This window comes from Aeromonas sp. R6-1, assembly GCF_040908165.1.
Taxonomy (GTDB): domain Bacteria; phylum Pseudomonadota; class Gammaproteobacteria; order Enterobacterales; family Aeromonadaceae; genus Aeromonas; species Aeromonas caviae.
The window spans coordinates 20708-38171 of record NZ_JBFODF010000047.1 but is presented as its reverse complement, the minus strand read 5'-3'; the positions used below and the strand labels follow the sequence as shown (position 1 = coordinate 38171).

Annotated in this window: 17 protein-coding genes and 1 pseudogene; 8 read left to right on the top strand and 10 right to left on the bottom strand. The window is 63.6% G+C overall.

The genetic code is table 11. The annotated features are described in order from the left end of the window. Nucleotides 1–276 (top strand): annotated as a pseudogene (locus AB5Y68_RS16295) (IS1595 family transposase); the annotation flags it as partial. A 78-nt stretch (nucleotides 277–354) separates the two neighbouring features. Here the strand turns inward: AB5Y68_RS16295 and AB5Y68_RS16290 are convergent. The 6 genes from AB5Y68_RS16290 to purH all read right to left on the bottom strand — a co-directional run bounded on the left by AB5Y68_RS16290 (nucleotide 355) and on the right by purH (nucleotide 7500). Next, complete coding sequence (locus tag AB5Y68_RS16290; protein ID WP_039040823.1) at nucleotides 355–2931, bottom strand: alpha amylase C-terminal domain-containing protein; 2577 nt, start codon at nucleotides 2929–2931, stop codon at nucleotides 355–357. A 266-nt stretch (nucleotides 2932–3197) separates the two neighbouring features. Continuing rightward, a complete protein-coding gene (locus tag AB5Y68_RS16285; RefSeq protein ID WP_039040824.1) occupies nucleotides 3198–3752 on the bottom strand; it encodes a cytochrome b/b6 domain-containing protein in 555 nt (184 codons plus the stop codon). Next, nucleotides 3733–4107 (bottom strand): cytochrome b562, encoded by a 375-nt coding sequence (locus AB5Y68_RS16280; RefSeq protein WP_039040825.1) that lies wholly within the window; start codon nucleotides 4105–4107, stop codon nucleotides 3733–3735. Before AB5Y68_RS16280 ends, AB5Y68_RS16285 begins: the two co-directional genes overlap by 20 nt. 60 nt (nucleotides 4108–4167) lie before the next feature. After that, nucleotides 4168–4434 carry a hypothetical protein gene (locus AB5Y68_RS16275; RefSeq protein WP_152610201.1) on the bottom strand — a complete coding sequence of 89 codons (267 nt, stop codon included), beginning with the start codon at nucleotides 4432–4434 and terminating at the stop codon, nucleotides 4168–4170. A gap of 79 nt (nucleotides 4435–4513) precedes the next feature. Then, nucleotides 4514–5803 carry a phosphoribosylamine--glycine ligase gene (gene purD / locus AB5Y68_RS16270; RefSeq protein WP_039040826.1) on the bottom strand — a complete coding sequence of 430 codons (1290 nt, stop codon included), beginning with the start codon at nucleotides 5801–5803 and terminating at the stop codon, nucleotides 4514–4516. Nucleotides 5804–5907: 104 nt separating this feature from the next. Next, the gene (purH, locus tag AB5Y68_RS16265) at nucleotides 5908–7500 is read right to left on the bottom strand and encodes a bifunctional phosphoribosylaminoimidazolecarboxamide formyltransferase/IMP cyclohydrolase (protein WP_010675610.1); all 1593 of its coding nucleotides are present in this window, start codon (nucleotides 7498–7500) and stop codon (nucleotides 5908–5910) included. Nucleotides 7501–7933: 433 nt separating this feature from the next. Between purH and zntR the strand changes: the two genes are divergently transcribed. The 3 genes from zntR to AB5Y68_RS16250 all read left to right on the top strand — a co-directional run bounded on the left by zntR (nucleotide 7934) and on the right by AB5Y68_RS16250 (nucleotide 9223). After that, nucleotides 7934–8371 (top strand): Zn(2+)-responsive transcriptional regulator, encoded by a 438-nt coding sequence (gene zntR, locus AB5Y68_RS16260; protein WP_039040827.1) that lies wholly within the window; start codon nucleotides 7934–7936, stop codon nucleotides 8369–8371. After that, nucleotides 8361–8897 (top strand): dihydrofolate reductase family protein, encoded by a 537-nt coding sequence (locus AB5Y68_RS16255; protein WP_039040828.1) that lies wholly within the window; start codon nucleotides 8361–8363, stop codon nucleotides 8895–8897. The genes zntR and AB5Y68_RS16255 overlap by 11 nt, the downstream gene beginning before the upstream one ends. A gap of 107 nt (nucleotides 8898–9004) precedes the next feature. Next, nucleotides 9005–9223: an alternative ribosome-rescue factor A gene (locus AB5Y68_RS16250; RefSeq protein ID WP_039040829.1), complete on the top strand. Its 219-nt coding sequence runs from the start codon at nucleotides 9005–9007 to the stop codon at nucleotides 9221–9223. A gap of 116 nt (nucleotides 9224–9339) precedes the next feature. On the opposite strand, the gene hemW is transcribed toward AB5Y68_RS16250, so the two are convergent. Beyond that, entirely contained in the window at nucleotides 9340–10485 is a 1146-nt protein-coding gene (gene hemW / locus AB5Y68_RS16245; RefSeq protein WP_039040830.1) for a radical SAM family heme chaperone HemW, read from the bottom strand. Nucleotides 10486–10617: 132 nt separating this feature from the next. Then, nucleotides 10618–11214, bottom strand: coding sequence for an RdgB/HAM1 family non-canonical purine NTP pyrophosphatase (rdgB, locus tag AB5Y68_RS16240; protein ID WP_039040831.1), 597 nt, complete (start codon nucleotides 11212–11214; stop codon nucleotides 10618–10620). A 234-nt stretch (nucleotides 11215–11448) separates the two neighbouring features. On the opposite strand from rdgB, the gene AB5Y68_RS16235 reads away from it, so the two are divergent. The 3 genes from AB5Y68_RS16235 to AB5Y68_RS16225 all read left to right on the top strand — a co-directional run bounded on the left by AB5Y68_RS16235 (nucleotide 11449) and on the right by AB5Y68_RS16225 (nucleotide 14316). Continuing rightward, nucleotides 11449–12612 (top strand): multidrug effflux MFS transporter, encoded by a 1164-nt coding sequence (locus AB5Y68_RS16235; RefSeq protein ID WP_039040832.1) that lies wholly within the window; start codon nucleotides 11449–11451, stop codon nucleotides 12610–12612. A gap of 102 nt (nucleotides 12613–12714) precedes the next feature. Continuing rightward, nucleotides 12715–13764: an oxidoreductase gene (locus AB5Y68_RS16230; protein ID WP_010675603.1), complete on the top strand. Its 1050-nt coding sequence runs from the start codon at nucleotides 12715–12717 to the stop codon at nucleotides 13762–13764. A 306-nt stretch (nucleotides 13765–14070) separates the two neighbouring features. After that, nucleotides 14071–14316 (top strand): hypothetical protein, encoded by a 246-nt coding sequence (locus AB5Y68_RS16225; protein WP_010675602.1) that lies wholly within the window; start codon nucleotides 14071–14073, stop codon nucleotides 14314–14316. 80 nt (nucleotides 14317–14396) lie between these two features. Here AB5Y68_RS16225 and AB5Y68_RS16220 read toward each other — a convergent pair whose 3' ends face one another. Both AB5Y68_RS16220 and AB5Y68_RS16215 read right to left on the bottom strand, forming a co-directional pair. Further along, nucleotides 14397–14852 carry an NfeD family protein gene (locus AB5Y68_RS16220; protein WP_010675601.1) on the bottom strand — a complete coding sequence of 152 codons (456 nt, stop codon included), beginning with the start codon at nucleotides 14850–14852 and terminating at the stop codon, nucleotides 14397–14399. Continuing rightward, on the bottom strand, nucleotides 14849–15772 hold the full coding sequence (locus tag AB5Y68_RS16215) for an SPFH domain-containing protein (protein WP_029314806.1): 924 nt from the start codon (nucleotides 15770–15772) through the stop codon (nucleotides 14849–14851). Before AB5Y68_RS16215 ends, AB5Y68_RS16220 begins: the two co-directional genes overlap by 4 nt. Before the next feature lie 197 nt (nucleotides 15773–15969). Between AB5Y68_RS16215 and cysG the strand changes: the two genes are divergently transcribed. After that, complete coding sequence (cysG, locus tag AB5Y68_RS16210) at nucleotides 15970–17394, top strand: siroheme synthase CysG (protein ID WP_039040833.1); 1425 nt, start codon at nucleotides 15970–15972, stop codon at nucleotides 17392–17394. Nucleotides 17395–17464: the final 70 nt, after the last annotated feature.

Sequence of the window (17464 nt, the reverse complement as noted above, 5' to 3'; positions counted from 1 at the left end):
TATGCCAGTTTCAGCCAAGCGCGGGGCATAACACATCAGGTGGTGTACAACCGTCGAGGTGAGCGAGTCATTGGGGCATACCACATCCAGCATGTGAACGGATATCACCGGCGGTTGAAGGAGTGGATGGAACGATTCCATGGAGTCGCAACCCACTACCTGAGGAATTATCTGGGCTGGCGCAGGATGCTGGAACGTTACGGCAGGGAGGTAAATACCAAGATGTGTTTGCATGAGGCGCTAGGGCACCCGATGCAACACGTAATTGGGACATAGCCATGAAAAAGGCCTCCCGCCGATGGCGGGAGGCCTGGTTCGGCACCGGGGCGCAATGGCCCTGGCGTGTGTCCAGCCTTACTGGGCGTTCAGGCTGTAGGCCAGGGTCTGGTCGTTGAAGCGCACCACATAGGCACCGACCACTGCCGTGGTGATGTCTGCCCCGGCCAGCTCGGCCACGCCATCCTTGTTGGTGTCGCCGTAGTTCTGGGTCCAGTCCCCCTTGACGTCGAACTTGAAGCGCTGGCCGCCGTTGCCATCACCGCTGCCGGTGAAGGTGACGCTGGCCTGCCAGAGGTGATCCCCGACCAGGGACATGGGGGTGGTGCCCCAGTTGTTGGTGGTGCCGCGAATCTTGAGGCTGGCGACATTCTTGGCATAGGTGACGCTCACCGGAGTCAGGCTGTATTGCAGGGTCTGATCGTTGAAACGTACCCGGTACTGGCCGATGACCGGGGTGAGGATGTCACTGCCGGTCAGTTCGGCCACGCCGTCCTTGTTGGTGTCGCCGTAGTTCTGGGTCCAGTCCCCCTTGACGTCGAACTTGAAGCGTTGGTTGGTCTGACCGTCGAAGGTGACCAGGGCTTCCCACTGATTGTCGGCGACCAGCGTCATGGCAAGGGAGCCCCAGGCATTGGGGGTGCCGCGGAAGTTCAGGGTGGGCAGTACGCTGGCGTAGGTGCCGTTGTCGTCGGTGACGGTCACGGTGGCGCTGGCACTGGCGGTCAACCCTTCTGCATCGGTCACGGTGACCGTCACGGTATGGGTACCCGGGGTATCGAACCGGACGGTCTCGGTGGCGGCGGTGCCCCCGCTGGACCAGCTGTAGCTCACCACGCCGCCGTCATCGCTGGAAGCGGAGGCGTCGAACACCACGCTCTCCCCCGCCTTGATACTGAGGGTCTTGGGGGAGAGGGCGGCGACCGGTGCCTGGTTGCTGGTGAGGGGGGTGACCGTGTAGCGCAGATCGCTCTCGCTCAGGGTGATGCGGTAGGTGCCCGCCCCGCTGACCAGGATATCCTTGCTGCTGCCCTTGTCGGCGATGCCATCCCCTTCGTTGTCGCCGTAGTTCTCGGCCCAGTTGCCGAAGACGTCGAACTTGAAGCGCTGGGCACCGGTGGCGTCACCGTTGCCGGTCAGGGTGAGGGTGGCGGACCAGACACGGTTGGCATCGACGGTCATGGGGGTGTTGCCCCAGGCGTTGTGGGTACCGCGCAGGTTCATGCTGCTGAACTTGTTGCCCGGCAGGACGGAACCGCCGCAGGGGCTGGCCTTGGTGCAACCGGCGATGATGGCGGCCGCCTTCATGCCGGGGACGTTCAGGCTGGCCTTGCCGCTGCCGTCGACGGTGACATAACCGCCGCTGCAGTAGTCATTGCCCCCCAGGAGGTTGCAGTACTCGCCGGCCGGCAGGCCGGTCTGCACCGAGGCCACCAGGCTGCCGCTCTCGTTGTTGATGGCGACGAAGCCCTTGTCACCGCGGCTGAAGGCGATCTGGTTGTTGCCGTTGTCCCACCAGTTGCTGACGGGCTGGCCTTCGGTCCGGTTGTGGAACAGGGCCATGTTCATGATGGTCGGTCGGCGCTGTTCGCAGTTCCACTGGCTGTCCGTGCAGGGCGTGCTGCCCGGCGCCCCCTTGTCGGTTTCATAGGTGCCCATGTTTTCAAAGCGATAGCCCGACATCACCTGCTTCCAGCCATAGGGCCAGGCCATCATGAAGGTGTTGGCCAGATCGTAGCGGGCACCGCTCATGAAGGTGAGCATGCCGCCACCGCCGTGGCCGCGTTCGCGGTCGTGGTTGACCACGAAGACGAAGGCCTTGTTGGAGGGGAGCAGGCCCCAGCTCTCGCCCAGGGTTTTGAGGTTCTTGATCTGGCCGTTGAAGTTGGCGGCGAGATCGGTGCCGTATTTGAAGTCGGTGACGGTGTCGATGTAGGTGTAGCGGCCCGGCTGAATGTCGGGGGACTCCCCGCCTGCGCCGATCACCTCCAGGTAGGCCCTGGGGCTGCCTGCCTTGTCGAGGATGGCCTTCACATCGGCCGGCGCCATGTGCTTGGCCGCATCGATGCGAAAGCCCGCCACGCCCCAGCCGAGCAGGGTCTTCATGTAGGTGGCGATCTGATCCTGGACGTAGGATGAGCCGGTATTGAGGTCCGGCATGCCGTAGAGGGCGCCGTTCCAGACGTTGTTGCTGTCACCGTAGTTGGTGATGTCGCCGCTGTGATGGAAGTCGTTGTAGCCGAACTGGGGATATTGGTATTGCCCCGAGTTGTAGCTGCCGCCGCCGGTGGCGGTGCCCGAACCCGATGCCAGCTGGTTGAAGACGGCGTCGGCATAGACCTTGACCCCGGCCGCGTTGCAGCGGGCGATCATGCTCCTGAGCTCTGCCTCGCTACCGCCGAAGCTGTTGAAATTCTTGAAGCTGACCGGTTGATAGACGGTCCACCAGACCTGGCTGCCCTGCTTGTGCTCGGCGGGTGGGGTGATCTGGACGCCACCGAACCCCTTGGGCCCGAGCACGGTCTCGCACTCGTTGGCGATGTCGTTGAACTTCCATTGGAACAGGTGAACCATGACTCCTTCGGCGCTGGCAGTGTGGCTGAAAGAGCCGAGTGCCGCCGCCAGCAGGGCGGTTCGAAACAGTGTGTTGTGCATGACGATTTTCCCTTCGATCTTGTTATTGACGTATCACTGTCGTGTAGTCGAACGGACAACAAACAACCTCGTTCAGCTCCGTAGCATTCATGAAATCGATGTGGTTGAAAATCGAACAGGCTGAATTAATTAAGAAATGTGAATGAAAATGCTTTCATGCCATTCGGTGGCAGCAGGAGGGGGCAGAGGGGGGCAGATCGGTGCGAGATCCCGTCAAGCAGGTAGCGAAGGGGATGAACAGGGGCCCCGCAGGGCCCCGTGAACGTTCAGACGTTGGGTTCCTGCTGCCCGGCACTGGCCCGGGCACGACGCCCTGGCAGCATGCGGGTGACCAGGTTGCTGCGCTGGCGCCAGGAGGTGTAGGCGATGGCGCACAGGTGCAGGGCGATCATGCCCTGGAGTGCCCAGGTGCACCACTCGTGCCAGTCGTCCGCCCCCAGATCGAAGCCGGTCTCGGTGTTCTGGAACCAGCCGGTCCCTGCGGTGGCGAGTACCAGCAGCCAGAGTGCCCAGACCGCCAGCTTGCCGCTGCCGTGATGGCCAGGGGTGGGCGGGGTCCGTTCGCGCAGGGCGTCGGCCTGATGGCGAAAATCCTCCCGGCTCGGGATGAGGGCGCGCAGGCGGGCGTGGCCGCGAGCGAAGGTGAGCCCCCACAGCAGGCGTATGCCGATGAGCACCATGACGGCGTATCCCATCCGCTCGTGCCACTCCTCGCCCGCCTCGTTGAGCCAGAGGTTGCCGATACAGATGGCCGCCACACCCCAGTGGGTGAGGCGCACCAGAGGATCCCAGTGGAAGGGATCAGCCTTTCTGCTTGGCATATTTGTGGTACTCCTTCTTCAGGTCGTTGACCTTGGCCAGGTGCTCGCGCGCCTTGGCTTCGTCACCGGCCTGGAGGGCTGCCAGGCTGGCATCCAGCTCGGTCTGCACTTCGGTCATGCCTTCCAGGAACTTCTCCTTCTTGGCGGCGGGCATGTTCTTGCCCTTGGCGACATCCAGCTGGGCCTTCATCTCCTTGATGTATTTCTCCATGGTGGCCGCGTCGTCGGCCTTGACGGCCTGCTTGTAGTTGAAGCCGATCTTCTTCATCGGCTGCTCCAGATCGCCGGCCATGGCAGGCAGGGCCATCAGGCCGAACATCAGGGGCAGCAGCAGGGGACGCACAGTTTTCAGCATGGGATTTCCTTATGAGACGACGAGATTGCAGGTTGTTATAGCACTCATTTGAGTGCGGTTTCACGCATCATGATGCCATGAAAGGGCGATCATTGTATGAAGAAAGTGCGACCAATTGTGACGAATTGTGCAGGGGATTGCTGTGGGAATGTAGCCGAAAGAGAACGGCCACCGGATCTCGCCTCCTGCAGGGGATACAAGGGCGCGCATCTGGCCCGGGAAGGGGTCCGCAGGCAGTGAATCATGCTGCCATTTTTTATCACACATCGGTTTTTTAAAGTCAGGTGAGTTTTTCAGGTGTTTTTGTTTTTGAAAGCCACCACCCATGGACGATTCCACTGTCAGCGCAGGCGCCGTGCAACAAAAAAAGGGCCCGCAGGCCCTTTGAGTGATCGGGATCCGGCCCTTATTCGGCCTGCTCGCGCTCGATGGCACGCCAGCCGATGTCCTTGCGATAGAAGATGCCGTCCCACTGGATGCGACCAGCCAGGGCATAGGCCCGCTGCTGGGCTTCCTGCACCGTGTGGCCGAGGGCGGTGGCGCACAGCACGCGGCCACCTTGGGTCAGGCTGGTGTGTCCTTCCAGGCGGGTGCCTGCATGGAACACCTTCTCCCCTGCCACTTCGTCCACCGGCAGACCGCTGATGGGGTGATTGCTGGTGTAGTCGCCGGGATAGCCACCCGATGCCAGCACCACGCCGATGGCGGCACGGGGGTCATAGACGGCTTCCTTCTGATCCAGCTGGCCGGCGCAGGCGGCGAGGCAGAGATCCACCAGGTCGGACTGCATCCGCAGCATGATGGGCTGGGTTTCGGGGTCGCCGAAGCGGCAGTTGAACTCGATCACCTTGGGGTTGCCCTCGGTATCGATCATCAGGCCGGCGTAGAGGAAGCCGGTGTAGACGTTGCCCTCGGCCGCCATGCCGCGCACGGTCGGCATGATCACCCGTTCCATCACGCGCTGGTGCACTTCGTCGGTCACCACGGGGGCCGGGGAGTAAGCCCCCATGCCGCCGGTGTTGGGGCCGGTGTCGCCGTCGAAGGCGCGCTTGTGATCCTGGCTGGTGGCCATGGGCAGCACGTGCTCGCCGTCCACCATCACGATGAAGCTCGCCTCTTCCCCGTCCAGAAACTCTTCGATCACCACCCGGGCGCCGGCATCGCCGAAGGCATTGCCGGAGAGCATGTCACGCACCGCCGCTTCCGCCTCGTCGAGGGTCATGGCGACGATCACCCCTTTGCCGGCGGCCAGACCGTCGGCCTTGATGACGATGGGGGCGCCTTTCTCGCGCAGATAGGCCAGCGCCGGCTCCACCTCGGTGAAGTTCTGGTAATCGGCGGTCGGGATGGCGTGGCGGGCCAGGAAGTCCTTGGTGAAGGCCTTGGAGCCTTCCAACTGGGCGGCGGCGGCGGTCGGGCCGAAGATGGTCTGATCGGCGGCGCGGAAGGCATCGACCACCCCTTTCACCAGGGGGGCTTCCGGTCCGACGATGGTGAGGCCGATCTGGTTCGCCTTGGCGAAGGCCAGCAGGCCCTCGATGTCGGTGGCCTGGATGGCGACGTTCTCGATGCCCGGCTCAAGCTGGGTGCCCGCATTGCCCGGTGCCACGAAGACCTGGGTCACCAGGGGGGAGTGTTTGGCCTTCCAGGCCAGGGCGTGTTCACGGCCGCCGTTGCCAATGATCAGTACTTTCATCGTCTCGCTCGCTTCTGTCTGAGTTCACTGGCGCTGCGGTGGCACTGCCAGTGGAAAGGGTCCGGTGCTAAAGAGGCAGGGCCGCCATCGGCGGCCCTGGGCTGTCAGTGACGGAAATGACGCATGTTGGTGAACACCATGCACATGCCGTGTTCGTTGGCGGCGTCGATCACCTCCTGGTCGCGCATCGAGCCACCTGGCTGGATGACGCAGGAGATGCCCGCGGCAGCGGCGGCATCAATGCCGTCGCGGAACGGGAAGAAGGCGTCGGAGGCCATGACGGAGCCCGCCACGGTCAGCCCTTCATCCTCGGCCTTGATGCCGGCGATCTTGGCAGAGTAGACGCGGCTCATCTGGCCGGCGCCCACGCCGATGGTCTGGCCGTTCTTGGCGTAGACGATGGCGTTGGATTTGACGAACTTGGCGACCTTCCAGCAGAACAGCAGATCCTGCAGCTCGGCCTCGGTGGGCTGACGCTGGCTGACCACGGTCAGATCCCCGAGCGTCACCATGCCCAGATCGCGCTCCTGCACCAGCAGGCCGCCGTTGACGCGCTTGAAGTCAAAGCCTTGCGCCGGGGCAGTCCACTGGCCGCACTCCAGCAGGCGCACGTTCTGCTTGGCGGCGACCGCCTCGCGGGCTGCCTGGCTGATGCTGGGGGCGATGATCACTTCCACGAACTGGCGGGCGACGATGGCCGCGGCGGTCTCGCCGTCCAGTTCGCGGTTGAAGGCGATGATGCCGCCAAAGGCCGAGGTGGGGTCGGTCTGGTAGGCGCGATCGTAGGCTGCCAGCAGGTCGTCACCGATGGCGACGCCGCAGGGGTTGGCATGCTTGACGATGACGCAGGCCGGTTCGCTGAACTCCTTCACGCACTCCAGCGCCGCATCAGTGTCGGCAATGTTGTTGTAGGAGAGGGCCTTGCCCTGCAGCTGGATGGCGCTTGCTACCGAGCCCGGCGCGGCCTGCTCTTCGGCGTAGAAGGCGGCAGCCTGGTGGCTGTTCTCGCCATAGCGCATGTCCTGCTTCTTGATGAACTGGCTGTTGAAGGTGCGGGGGAAGCGGGACTCTTCGTCGCCTTCCTTGTTTTCGCCGTAGGAGGGCACCAGGGTGCCGAAGTAGTTGGCGATCATGCCGTCGTAGGCGGCGGTGTGCTCGAAGGCGGCGATGGCCAGATCGAAGCGGGTGGAGAGGGTCAGGCTGTTGCCGTTGCCATCCATCTCGGCGATGACGCGGTCATAGTCGGAGGCCTTGACGACGATGGTGACGTCCTTGTGGTTCTTGGCAGCGGAGCGGACCATGGTCGGGCCGCCGATGTCGATGTTCTCGACGGCGTCTTCCAGGGTGCAACCGGCTTTGGCCACGGTGGCGGCGAAGGGATAGAGGTTGACGACGACCATGTCGATGGGGGAGATAGCGTGCTCGGCCATGATGGCGTCATCCCGGTCGCGACGGCCGAGAATGCCGCCGTGTACCTTGGGATGCAGGGTCTTGACCCGGCCGTCCATCATCTCGGGGAATCCGGTGTAGTCGGACACCTCGGTCACCGGCAGGCCCGCATCGGCCAGCAGCTTGGCGGTACCACCGGTGGAGAGCAGGGCCACACCACGCGCGTCGAGTGCCTTGGCAAATTCCAGGATGCCAGTCTTGTCAGACACACTCAGCAGTGCACGGCGAATGGGTCGAGCTTGTTCCATCACACTATCGTCCTCAGCATAACGGGGACCGTTCCATGGGAGGCGAGGCTCAACACACAGAGAGTCCCCAAATAAATGGAAGTGGGGGATTTCGCAAACCACTCTCGCCCGGGGCGGCCGTTGGCAAAAGCGTTTTAGGAAATGCCCGCTTGACGCGACGCTCTCTTGTGGGCGCGTATTCTACACAAAAAATGTGACCTGTGGTGGATTTTTTAAAGAGACAAACCCTTGTGGGATGCGGCGTTAAACGTTTTCTGGTGAATTTTTGTGAAACGTTTGTCTTTTCAGTGTTTTGGGGATAAATGGCCGGCAAGTGAGGGGTTAGCTGCTGCTTTCCTGCCTTTGACTGGCAATCGCCGGGCAAAGAGGTGATAGTGGAGGCCGGTTTATATTGAGTACCATGTCGGGAATGTCATGCGGGGGGAGAGGAAGGATGTATCGGATCGGGGAACTGGCCAAGGCGTGCGGGGTGAAGGCGGACACCCTGCGCTTTTACGAGAAGAACGGCCTCATCTCGCCGGGGATCCGCAACGAGTCGGGCTACCGCCTCTACGGTGAGCAGGACAGACGGCGGCTGGAGTTCATCATCCGCGCCAAGTCGGTGGGCTTCTCCCTGGCGGACATCGGCGAGCTGCTCGCCCTCGACACCAACAAGGCCAAAGTGACCTGCCAGGAGGTGAAGGCGGTGGCCGACACCAAGCTTGAACAGGTGGAGCAGAAGATAGTGGAGCTGACCCGCTTTCGGGAGAACCTGAAGGCGCTGTCTGACATCTGCTGCGGCGGCCCGCGCTCGGCGGAGCATTGCGCCATCCTCGAAACCCTGGAGTCCGGCGCCCCTTCCCGCCACGAGCACCACGACCATGAGCACTGAGCTGCGCCGGCCCCGGGTCTCCGCCTTTCTCGCCCTCTCCCTCGACGGCTTTATCGCGGGGGAGGGGGGTGATCTGGATTGGCTCGCTCCCTACAACGGCGACTCCCAGGAGGAGACCGGCTACAGCGCCCTGATGGCCAGCGCCGATCTGCTGCTGATGGGGCGCAACACCTACGATATCGTGAGCGCCTTTCCCGAGTGGCCCTACGGGGACAAGCCGCTGGTGGTACTGACCCACAGGCCCGCCGACCCCCGTCCTCGGGTCGCGTTCAGGCAGGGGGCGCTGGTGCAGGTGCTGGACGAGTTGTGGCAGGGGGGAAGCCGTCACCTCTATCTGGATGGCGGGGAGCTGGTGAGGCAGGGTCTGCAGGGGGCCCTGGTGGACGAGCTGACCCTGTTCTGGGTACCGATCACTTTGGGACGCGGGGTGCCGCTCTTTGCAGGATCCCTGCCCGGCGCGCTGAGACCGGTGTCGAGCGCCGTGCTGCCAAGCGGCCTGGTGCGGGTCGTCTATCACCCCGCCTGACAGCTTGCACGGGGGAGGCAAGAGGTGCACAATCGGCGCGTTTTTCGCCACCTGCCCTTCCAGACAGGGACGACAGGCAAACACGACAACCCCATCAAGGAGCCCATATGGCCAAGAAGAAGGTGACCTGTGTCACCGCCGAACCCGCCTGCGAACATCAGCGCGGCATCATTCAGGACAACCACCTCAAGGCACTGGTGACCTCCCCCCTGTTCCAGGCCCGGGTCGAGCCGAGCAAGAAGGGCAAGGGCAGCTATCAGCGCAAGGCCAAGCACGGCAAGCGGTGGGAGCCCGGCCAACAGCGGATGGTTAGCGTCTGCTGTTGAGCGGGTTTCTGCCGCAAGGCATCAGTTAACACAATCAGGGCGCCAATGGCGCCCTGATTGTTGTTCTATTCGCTGGTGCTGACTTGCGGTCTTGACGCAAGAGAGTGAACCCGTGCTCACTCGTCCATAAAGAGTTCGAGCAGCACGTTGAGATAGCGATGCCCGAGGGGGGTGAGCTGCCAGCTGTCGCCGAGATCCTCGATCAGCTCCTTGGTCCGGGCGATGGCGAGCATGGTCTCTACCCGCTCCAGCGGTAGCCCCGTGAAGGCCTCGAACTCCGCCTTGGGGGCGGGTTCAAACAATCTGAACCGGTTCATGAAGTACTCGAGCGGCAAATCGTCCGCGCTCACCTGCCATTGGCTGTCCAGATAGGGGCGGCTCGGATCCAGATAACCTTTCGGATGCTTCACCTTGGCGGTGCGCAGGATCTGCTGGTTGGCAAGATCCGTCACCTTGCCGTGGGCGCCGCAGCCGATCCCCAGATAGTCGCCAAAGCGCCAGTAGTTGAGGTTATGGCGGCACTGATACCCCTCTTTGGCATAGGCCGAGATCTCGTACTGCTGATAGCCCTGGGCGGTCAGCATGGCGTGGCCCTGCTCGTAGATGTCCCACAGGGTGTCATCTTCCGGCAATGTGGGGGGCTTGGAGGCGAATGCCGTGTTCGGCTCTATGGTGAGCTGATACCAGGAGAGGTGCGGCGGCGCGCAGTCGATGGCCTGCTGCAGGTCGTAGAGTGCATCGTCCAGGCTCTGATCCGGCAGACCGTGCATCAGATCCAGGTTGAAGGTGGGAAGCGCGATGGCGTGGGCCAGTTCGGCGGCCTTGCGCGCCTCCTCGGGGCCGTGGATGCGGCCGAGCCGGGTCAATTTCTCCTGCTGGAAGCTCTGCACCCCGATGGAGATGCGATTGATGCCGGCCCGCTGGAAGCCGGCGAACTTGTCCGCCTCCACCGTGCCCGGGTTGGCCTCCATGGTGATCTCGCAGTCCGGGGCGAGGGCGATCCGTGCGCGCACCCCGTCCAGCAGCGCCTGCATGGCGTCAACGGAGAGCAGGCTCGGCGTGCCGCCACCGATAAAGATGGAGGAGAGGGGGCGCCCCTGGGCCCAGTGCAGATCCTGCTCCAGATCCTCCAGCAGGGCCGCCACGTACTCGAGGTGGGGCAGCTCCCCCTTCTGGGCGTGGGAGTTGAAGTCGCAGTAGGGGCACTTCTGGACGCACCAGGGCACGTGGATATAGAGGGAGAGGGGCGGCAGTTGCAGCATGGGATTTCCAGTATTCAACAATCAAAAGGGGTCGGGTGGCCCTGGTTGCCGGTGACAACGGGCGGGGCGCCGCGAACGAAACGGGGGCCGACGGCCCCCATTGTAGATGACAACGCGGCGGGAGACAGCGCTTTAGTTGACCGCCGCCAGGGCCGCTTTGAGCTTGGCCAGGGCCTGGCCACGGTGGCTGAGCTGGTTCTTGAGCTCCGCCGGCATCTGGGCCGAGGTGCAGTTGTGGTCGGGGACGAAGAACACCGGGTCGTAGCCAAAGCCGTGCTGGCCGCGCGGTTCGTCGATGATCATCCCTTCCCAGCTGGCCTGGCAGATGATGGGGGTGGGATCGTCGGCGTGGCGCATGTAGACCAGCACGCACCAGAAGCGGGCGCTTTTCAGGTAATCCGGCGCGCCCTTGAGCTCGGCCAGCAGCTTGTCGATGTTCTCCTTGTCGCTGGCACCGGCACCGGCAAAACGGGCGGAGTAGACGCCGGGGCGCCCGTGCAGCAGATCCACTTCCAGACCGGAGTCGTCGGCCACGGCGGGCAGGCCGGTGACGCGGGCGGCGTGGCGGGCCTTGATGATGGCATTCTCGACGAAGGTGGTGCCGGTCTCGTCGGCATCGGAGACTGCAAACTCGCTCTGCGGGATCACCTGGATCTTCATATCGGCCAGCATGGCGGCCAATTCCTTCACCTTTTTCTGGTTCCCTGTTGCCAGGACAAGCTTGTTCATCACACACCTCCGCAAAAATAATCTGCGCATTCTATGCGGGGGAGGGGTTTAGTAAAAGCGCCAATTGCCCGGGATCCGGTGCCAACGGGGGATCCTGGTTCCACCCCCTGAGAGGTAGAAGAGATACATGTTTCCAGTGGGGAATAACCGAAGTGATTAAATACCATTTCAATTCATTACTCTGAGTCAGTAGACTCGCGGCCCAATCGATATTCCTAGGGCTTGAGGTGACTGATGCCATTGATTCTTTTGCTTGTACTCCTGGTGTTGTTCAGCCCGCTGGCCATCGACATCTATCTGCCTGCCATCCCCCAGATGGCCGAGCAGCTGGGGGCTGAAGTGACCCTGATGCAGGGCACCATCACCTGGTTCCTGTTCAGCATGGGGCTGGGGCAACTGCTGGTGGGGCCGCTGGCCGATCGCTACGGGCGTAAACCCATCGCCCTGGGGGGCGTGCTGCTCTACGGCCTGAGCGCCCTGGCAGCCGGCTTTGCCGCGAGCCTCGGCGAGCTGATGCTGGCGCGGGTGCTGCAAGGCTTCGGGGCCTGCGCCACCTCGGTGGCCGCCTTCTCGGTGGTCCGTGACAGCTATGGCCCCAAGAAGAGCGGTCAGATGATCTCCTATCTGAACGGTGCCATCTGCTTCATCCCCGCACTGGCGCCCCTGCTGGGTGGCTGGCTCACCGCCAAGGCGGGCTGGTCGGCGAACTTCTGGTTCATGGCCGGTTACGCCGTGGTGGTCGGTAGCTGGCTGCTGTGGCGGATGCCGGAAACCCGTCCTGAGGAGACCAGCAGTGCTGGCCCGCTCATCAGCTGGTCCCGCTACAGCCCGGTGCTGCGCTCCCCGAGCTTCCTGTTCAACGCGGCGCTGTGCATGCTGGCGATGGCGGTGATCCTCGCCTACGTGACGGCGGCGCCGGTACAACTGATGGTGACCCTGGGGCTGGACATGAGTGGCTTCAGTCACTGGTTCACCGCCAATGCGGCCCTCAACATCCTGGCCTGCTTCCTGGCCCCGCGCTTCATCGCCCGGGTAGGGCCAAGACGGACCCTGCGCATTGGCCTGCTGGTGCTGCTGCTCTCCGCCATCACCCTGACCCTGGCCATGCACATCCCGCACCCGCTGGCCATGATGGGCCCGGTGTTCCTCTCCAGCATCGGCTTTGCGATGATCCTGGGCGCCGCCGCGGGTATGGCGCTGGCCCCCTTCGGCCACTGCGCCGGCACTGCGGCCGCCCTGCTCGGCCTGTTCCAGATGAGCGGCTCCGGCGCCCTGGTGGGGATCACCGGTTGGCTGATGCCGGATCCCCTGAGCCAGCTGGCCTTGCACATGTGGCTGCTGCTGCCCCCGCTGGTGATGCTGATGACCCGCCAGGGCCGGCGCTTGTGTTTGCAATAAATCCTGTGCTCTGATGAGCACACTCAGGGGGCCTTGAGCCCCCTTCTCTTTTTCAGGCGACCCGCCTGCCTCGCATGATCACAGACCCGTGGAGAAAACCGGATGAGCCACACAATCAACGCCGCCCTGGTGGGATACGGCTTCGCAGGACAGACCTTTCACGCCCCCTTCCTGGCCACGACCCCGGGCCTGACCCTGCGCTGGGTGGTGAGCCGGGATGCCGCCAAGGTACAGGCCGCGTTGCCCGGCACCCGGGTCGGCACCCTGGAGCAGGTGCTGGCCGATGACAGCCTCGATCTGGTGGTGATCGCCACCCCCAACGACACCCATGCCCCCATCGCTCGCGAGGCCCTGCTGGCGGGCAAGCACGTGGTGATCGACAAGCCGTTTGCCCTGGATCTGGCCGAAGCGAAGGCGCTGGTCGAGTTGGCGGAGAAGCAGCAGCGGCTGCTCAGCATCTTCCACAACCGACGCTGGGACGGGGATTTCCTCACGGTGCGCCGTCTGCTGGCGGAGGGGGCGCTGGGGCAAGTTGCCCAGTTCGAATCCCACTTCGACCGTTATCGCCCCGAGGTGCGCCAGCGCTGGCGCGAGGCGGGCGGCCCGGGCTCCGGTCTCTGGTTCGATCTCGGCCCTCATATCCTGGATCAGTCGCTCCAGCTGTTCGGCCAGCCGGACTGGTTGCAGGCAGATCTGGGCAAGCAGCGCCCCGGGGCCCTGGCGGACGACTACTTCCATGTGGTGCTGGGTTACGGCGAGATGCGGGTCATTCTGCACGGCAGTTGTCTGGTGTCGGCCGTGATGCCCCGCTTCGTGGTGCACGGCAGTCAGGGCTCCTTCATCAAGTTCGGCATGGACGTGCAGGAGGAGCAGCTCAAGGAGGGCAAGCGGCCTCCGGCGGCGGACTGGGGCGTGGATCCCGCCCCCGGCCAGCTCAGCCAGATCCGGGACGGTCAGCTCCTGCAGCAGACCGTGGCTGGCGAAGCGGGGGACTACGGCGCCTACTATCGCGGTGTCTGCGCCGCCATCCGGGGAGAAGGGGAGAACCCGGTGCCGGCCGACGAGGCCCTGGCGGTGATGGCCTTGCTGGACCTGGCCCGGGAGAGCGACCAGCAGGGGCGGCGCCTGCCTTGTCAGAAGCTGTCTGACTGACGGCGTTATCCGACAGCGCCGAGAGCCTGACAGAAAGACAATGGCTGACTGGCAATCGCCAGGTAATTGGCGATTTGTTGTGCGAATTTGGTGGTGAATGGGTGTTTTATATTAATATTTGTCGTTGCAGCAGTGTTTCTTATCATGCCAACGAGAAAATATCATTGTGATACGCGTTTTCATCGGCCGCATATGGGGATATATTTCGCGCGCCTTCGGGCTCCAGCGGCCGGTGTGCCGACAGGAGCCGGGGCGTACAGTGATGGTCTCTGCACCATCTCTCCATCTTTTTTTGAGGGTATGCACATGAACAAAGTACTGGTAGCCGGTATCCTGGGTCTGATGTTGACCGCCTGTGGTCAGAAAGAAGAAGCTGCCGCTCCGGCTGCGACCCCGGCCGCAGACGTTGCTGCCACTGTCGAGAAAGCCGCTAGCGAAGCGTCTGCTACCGTCGAGAAGGCTGCTTCCGAAGCTTCCGCTACTGTCGAGAAGGCTGCCGCTGACGTGGCCACCAAGGCTGAAGCTGCCGTGAGCGATGCCAAGGCCAACTAAGCCAGCACCTCATTGAAAAACGGGTCCGGCGCACTCGCGCCGGGCCCGTTTTTTTATGGCCATGGCGGGGCGTTGCCCAGTCAGCCGAGGGGTTCCACCAGCAGGATGTGGGAGTCGGCCCCCACCACCTTGACCCGGCTGCCGGCCGGCAGCGGCGCGTTGCAGCGCACCGTCCAGACGGTGTCGTCCAGATGCACCCGGCTCATCCCCTGGCTGACCTCGTCCAGCAGGGTCAGCTCGCGGCCCATGTAGCTTTGCATCCGCTCGTTGATGGGAGCGGCGGCATCCAGCCCGGAGCGATCCCGGCGATGCTGCCAGCGCCACCAGGCCCAGGTGGTGAGCAGGGATTGCAGGGCGAAGAGCAGCAACTGCGCCTGCCAGCCGAAGGGCCAGACCAGCAGCAAGAGTCCCACCTCCAGGGCGGCGATGCCGGTCCAGAGCAGAAAGCCCACCGACCCCATCACCTCGATGGCCAGCAGCACGAAGCCGAGCCCCAGCCAGTGCCAGTGGGTCAGCCCCTCGAACAGGGCTGTCATGATTTGCCCGCCTTGCCGTCTTTGTTGAACAGCTCGGCCATGCCCGCCACCGAGCCTATCAGGCTGCCCGCTTCCAGGGGCATCATGATGATCTTGCTGTTGGGGCCTTCACCGATGCGGGCCAGGGCCTCGGTGTATTTCTGGGCCACGAAGTAGTTGATGGCCTGCATGTCGCCCTCGGCGATCGCCTGGGAGACCATGTGGGTCGCTTTGGCTTCTGCCTCGGCGGCCCGCTCCCGCGCTTCGGCGGCGAGGAAGGCGGCCTGACGCTCACCCTCGGCTTTCAGGATCTGGGACTGCTTCTCCCCCTCGGCCTTCAAGATCTTGGACTGGCGCACCCCTTCGGCCTCCAGCACCTCGGCCCGCTTCTGGCGCTCGGCCTTCATCTGGGCGTTCATGGCTTCCACCAGGGCGAGGGGCGGGCGCACATCCTTGATCTCGATCCGGGTCACCTTGATGCCCCAGGGGGCGGTGGCGGCATCCATGGTGCGCAGCAGCTTCTCGTTGATGGTGTCGCGCTGGGAGAGCATTTCGTCCAGCTCCATGGCGCCGAGCACGGTCCGCATGTTGGTCATGGTGAGATTGCGGATGGCACTGGTGAGATCATTGACCTCGTAGCCCGCCTTGCGGGCATCCACCACCTGCACGAAGCTGATGGCGTCGATGGTGACGTTGGCGTTGTCCCGGGAGATCACCTCCTGGGCCGGGATGTCCAGCACCTGCTCCATCATGATGATCTTGTGGCCGATGCGGTCGATGTAGGGGATCAGCAGGTTGAGGCCCGGGGAGAGGGTGCGGGTGTAGCGGCCGAAGCGCTCCACGGTCCAGTTGTAACCCTGGGGCACTATCTTGATGCCGGCACTCAGGGTGGCGAGTACCAGGAATATGAAGATCCCCAATACAATCAATGACTCATTCATGATTAAGCTCCTTATGAAACACTTTCACTAGCCTAGGGTCTGGTGCCATCCACCACAAGCAGATTCGCTTCTCTATTGCCGCCACACGGCTTTACTAATTACCAAAACGCATTAAAGAGCATTTTTTATTATTTTGAGGGATAAGCGCTCCTGCCTATAGTCGCCCCAGATGTCGCGATGCCGAGGAGCGGGCCCTGATGGATTATTTACCTATGTTTGCCAGGTTGGAAGGCCGCCCGGTACTGCTGGTGGGCGGGGGCGAGGTTGCCCTGCGCAAGGCGCGCCTGCTGCTGGCGGCAGGTGCCCGGATCACCCTGGTCTCTCCCGTGCTCGAGCCCGAGTTCCATGAATTTGCCGGTCGCTTCACCCATGTGGCGGCGCGTTTCGACCCGGCCCACCTGGCAGGGCAGATCCTGGTGGTGGCCGCGACCGACGATCTCGAGGTCAACGCCCTGGTCTACCAGAGCGCCACCGAGCGCGGTCTGTTCGTCAACCTGGTGGATGACCCCGAGCGCTCCAGCTTTATCTTCCCCTCCATCATCGATCGCAGCCCCATCGTGGTGGCCGTCTCCAGCGGCGGCAAGGCCCCCGTGCTGGTGCGCCTGTTGCGCGAGCGGCTCGAGAGCCTGCTGCCCCGCCATCTTGGCGGTCTGGCGGAGCTCTCCGGCCGGGTGCGCCGCCGGGCCAAGCAGGTGCTGGCCTCCCTCTCCGATCGCCGCCGCTTCTGGGAGCGCGCCTTTGCCTCCAACACCCTGGCCGGTCTGATTGAGAAAGCCGATTGGCAGGGTGCCGAGCAGTGGCTGAACGAGGGACTGGACAAGGCTCGTACCGAAGTGGGCGAAGTGGTGCTGGTGGGGGCGGGCCCGGGGGATCCTGGCCTGCTGACCCTCAAGGCGCTGCAACAGATTCAACAGGCCGAAGTGGTGCTCTATGACCAGCTGGTCTCCCCCGAGATCCTGGATCTGGTGCGCCGTGACGCCACCCTGGTGTCGGTCGGCAAGAAGGCGGGTGCCCACAGCGTGCCCCAGGAAGAGACCAACCGCCTCTTGGTGGAATACGCCAAAGCGGGCAACCGGGTGGTGCGCCTCAAAGGGGGCGATCCCTTCATGTTCGGTCGTGGTGGCGAGGAGCTGGAAGTGCTGGCCGAGGAGGGTATTCCCTTCTCCGTGGTGCCCGGCATCACCGCCGCCGCCGGTGCCACCGCCTATGCGGGCATTCCGCTCACCCACCGCGACCATGCCCAGAGCGCCGTCTTCATCACCGGCCACTGCCAGAAGGAGGGCAAGGAGCCCGACTGGCAGCAGCTTGCGGCCACCAACCAGACCCTGGTCATCTACATGGGGCTGATGCGCTCCGAGCATATCCAGCAGCAACTGGTGAGCCATGGCCGACGCGCCGCCACCCCCATCGCCATCATCGAGCGGGGCACCACGGCCCGCCAGCGGGTGCTGACCGGCACCCTGGCGGATCTGGCCGAACTGGCCCAGCAGGCGGTGAGCCCGTCGCTTATCGTCATCGGTGAAGTGGTGGCCCTGCGCCAGCAACTCGCCTGGTTTGGCGAGCAGGGGCAAGGGCAGGAAGCAAAAAGCGGCCACGAGCTCAAGCTGGTGAGCCTGGCCTGAGAGGCGAGACCCGAATCGATTTGACGGTGCGGCCAAGGCGGCACCGAACTGAACCAACACCGCGCCCCGA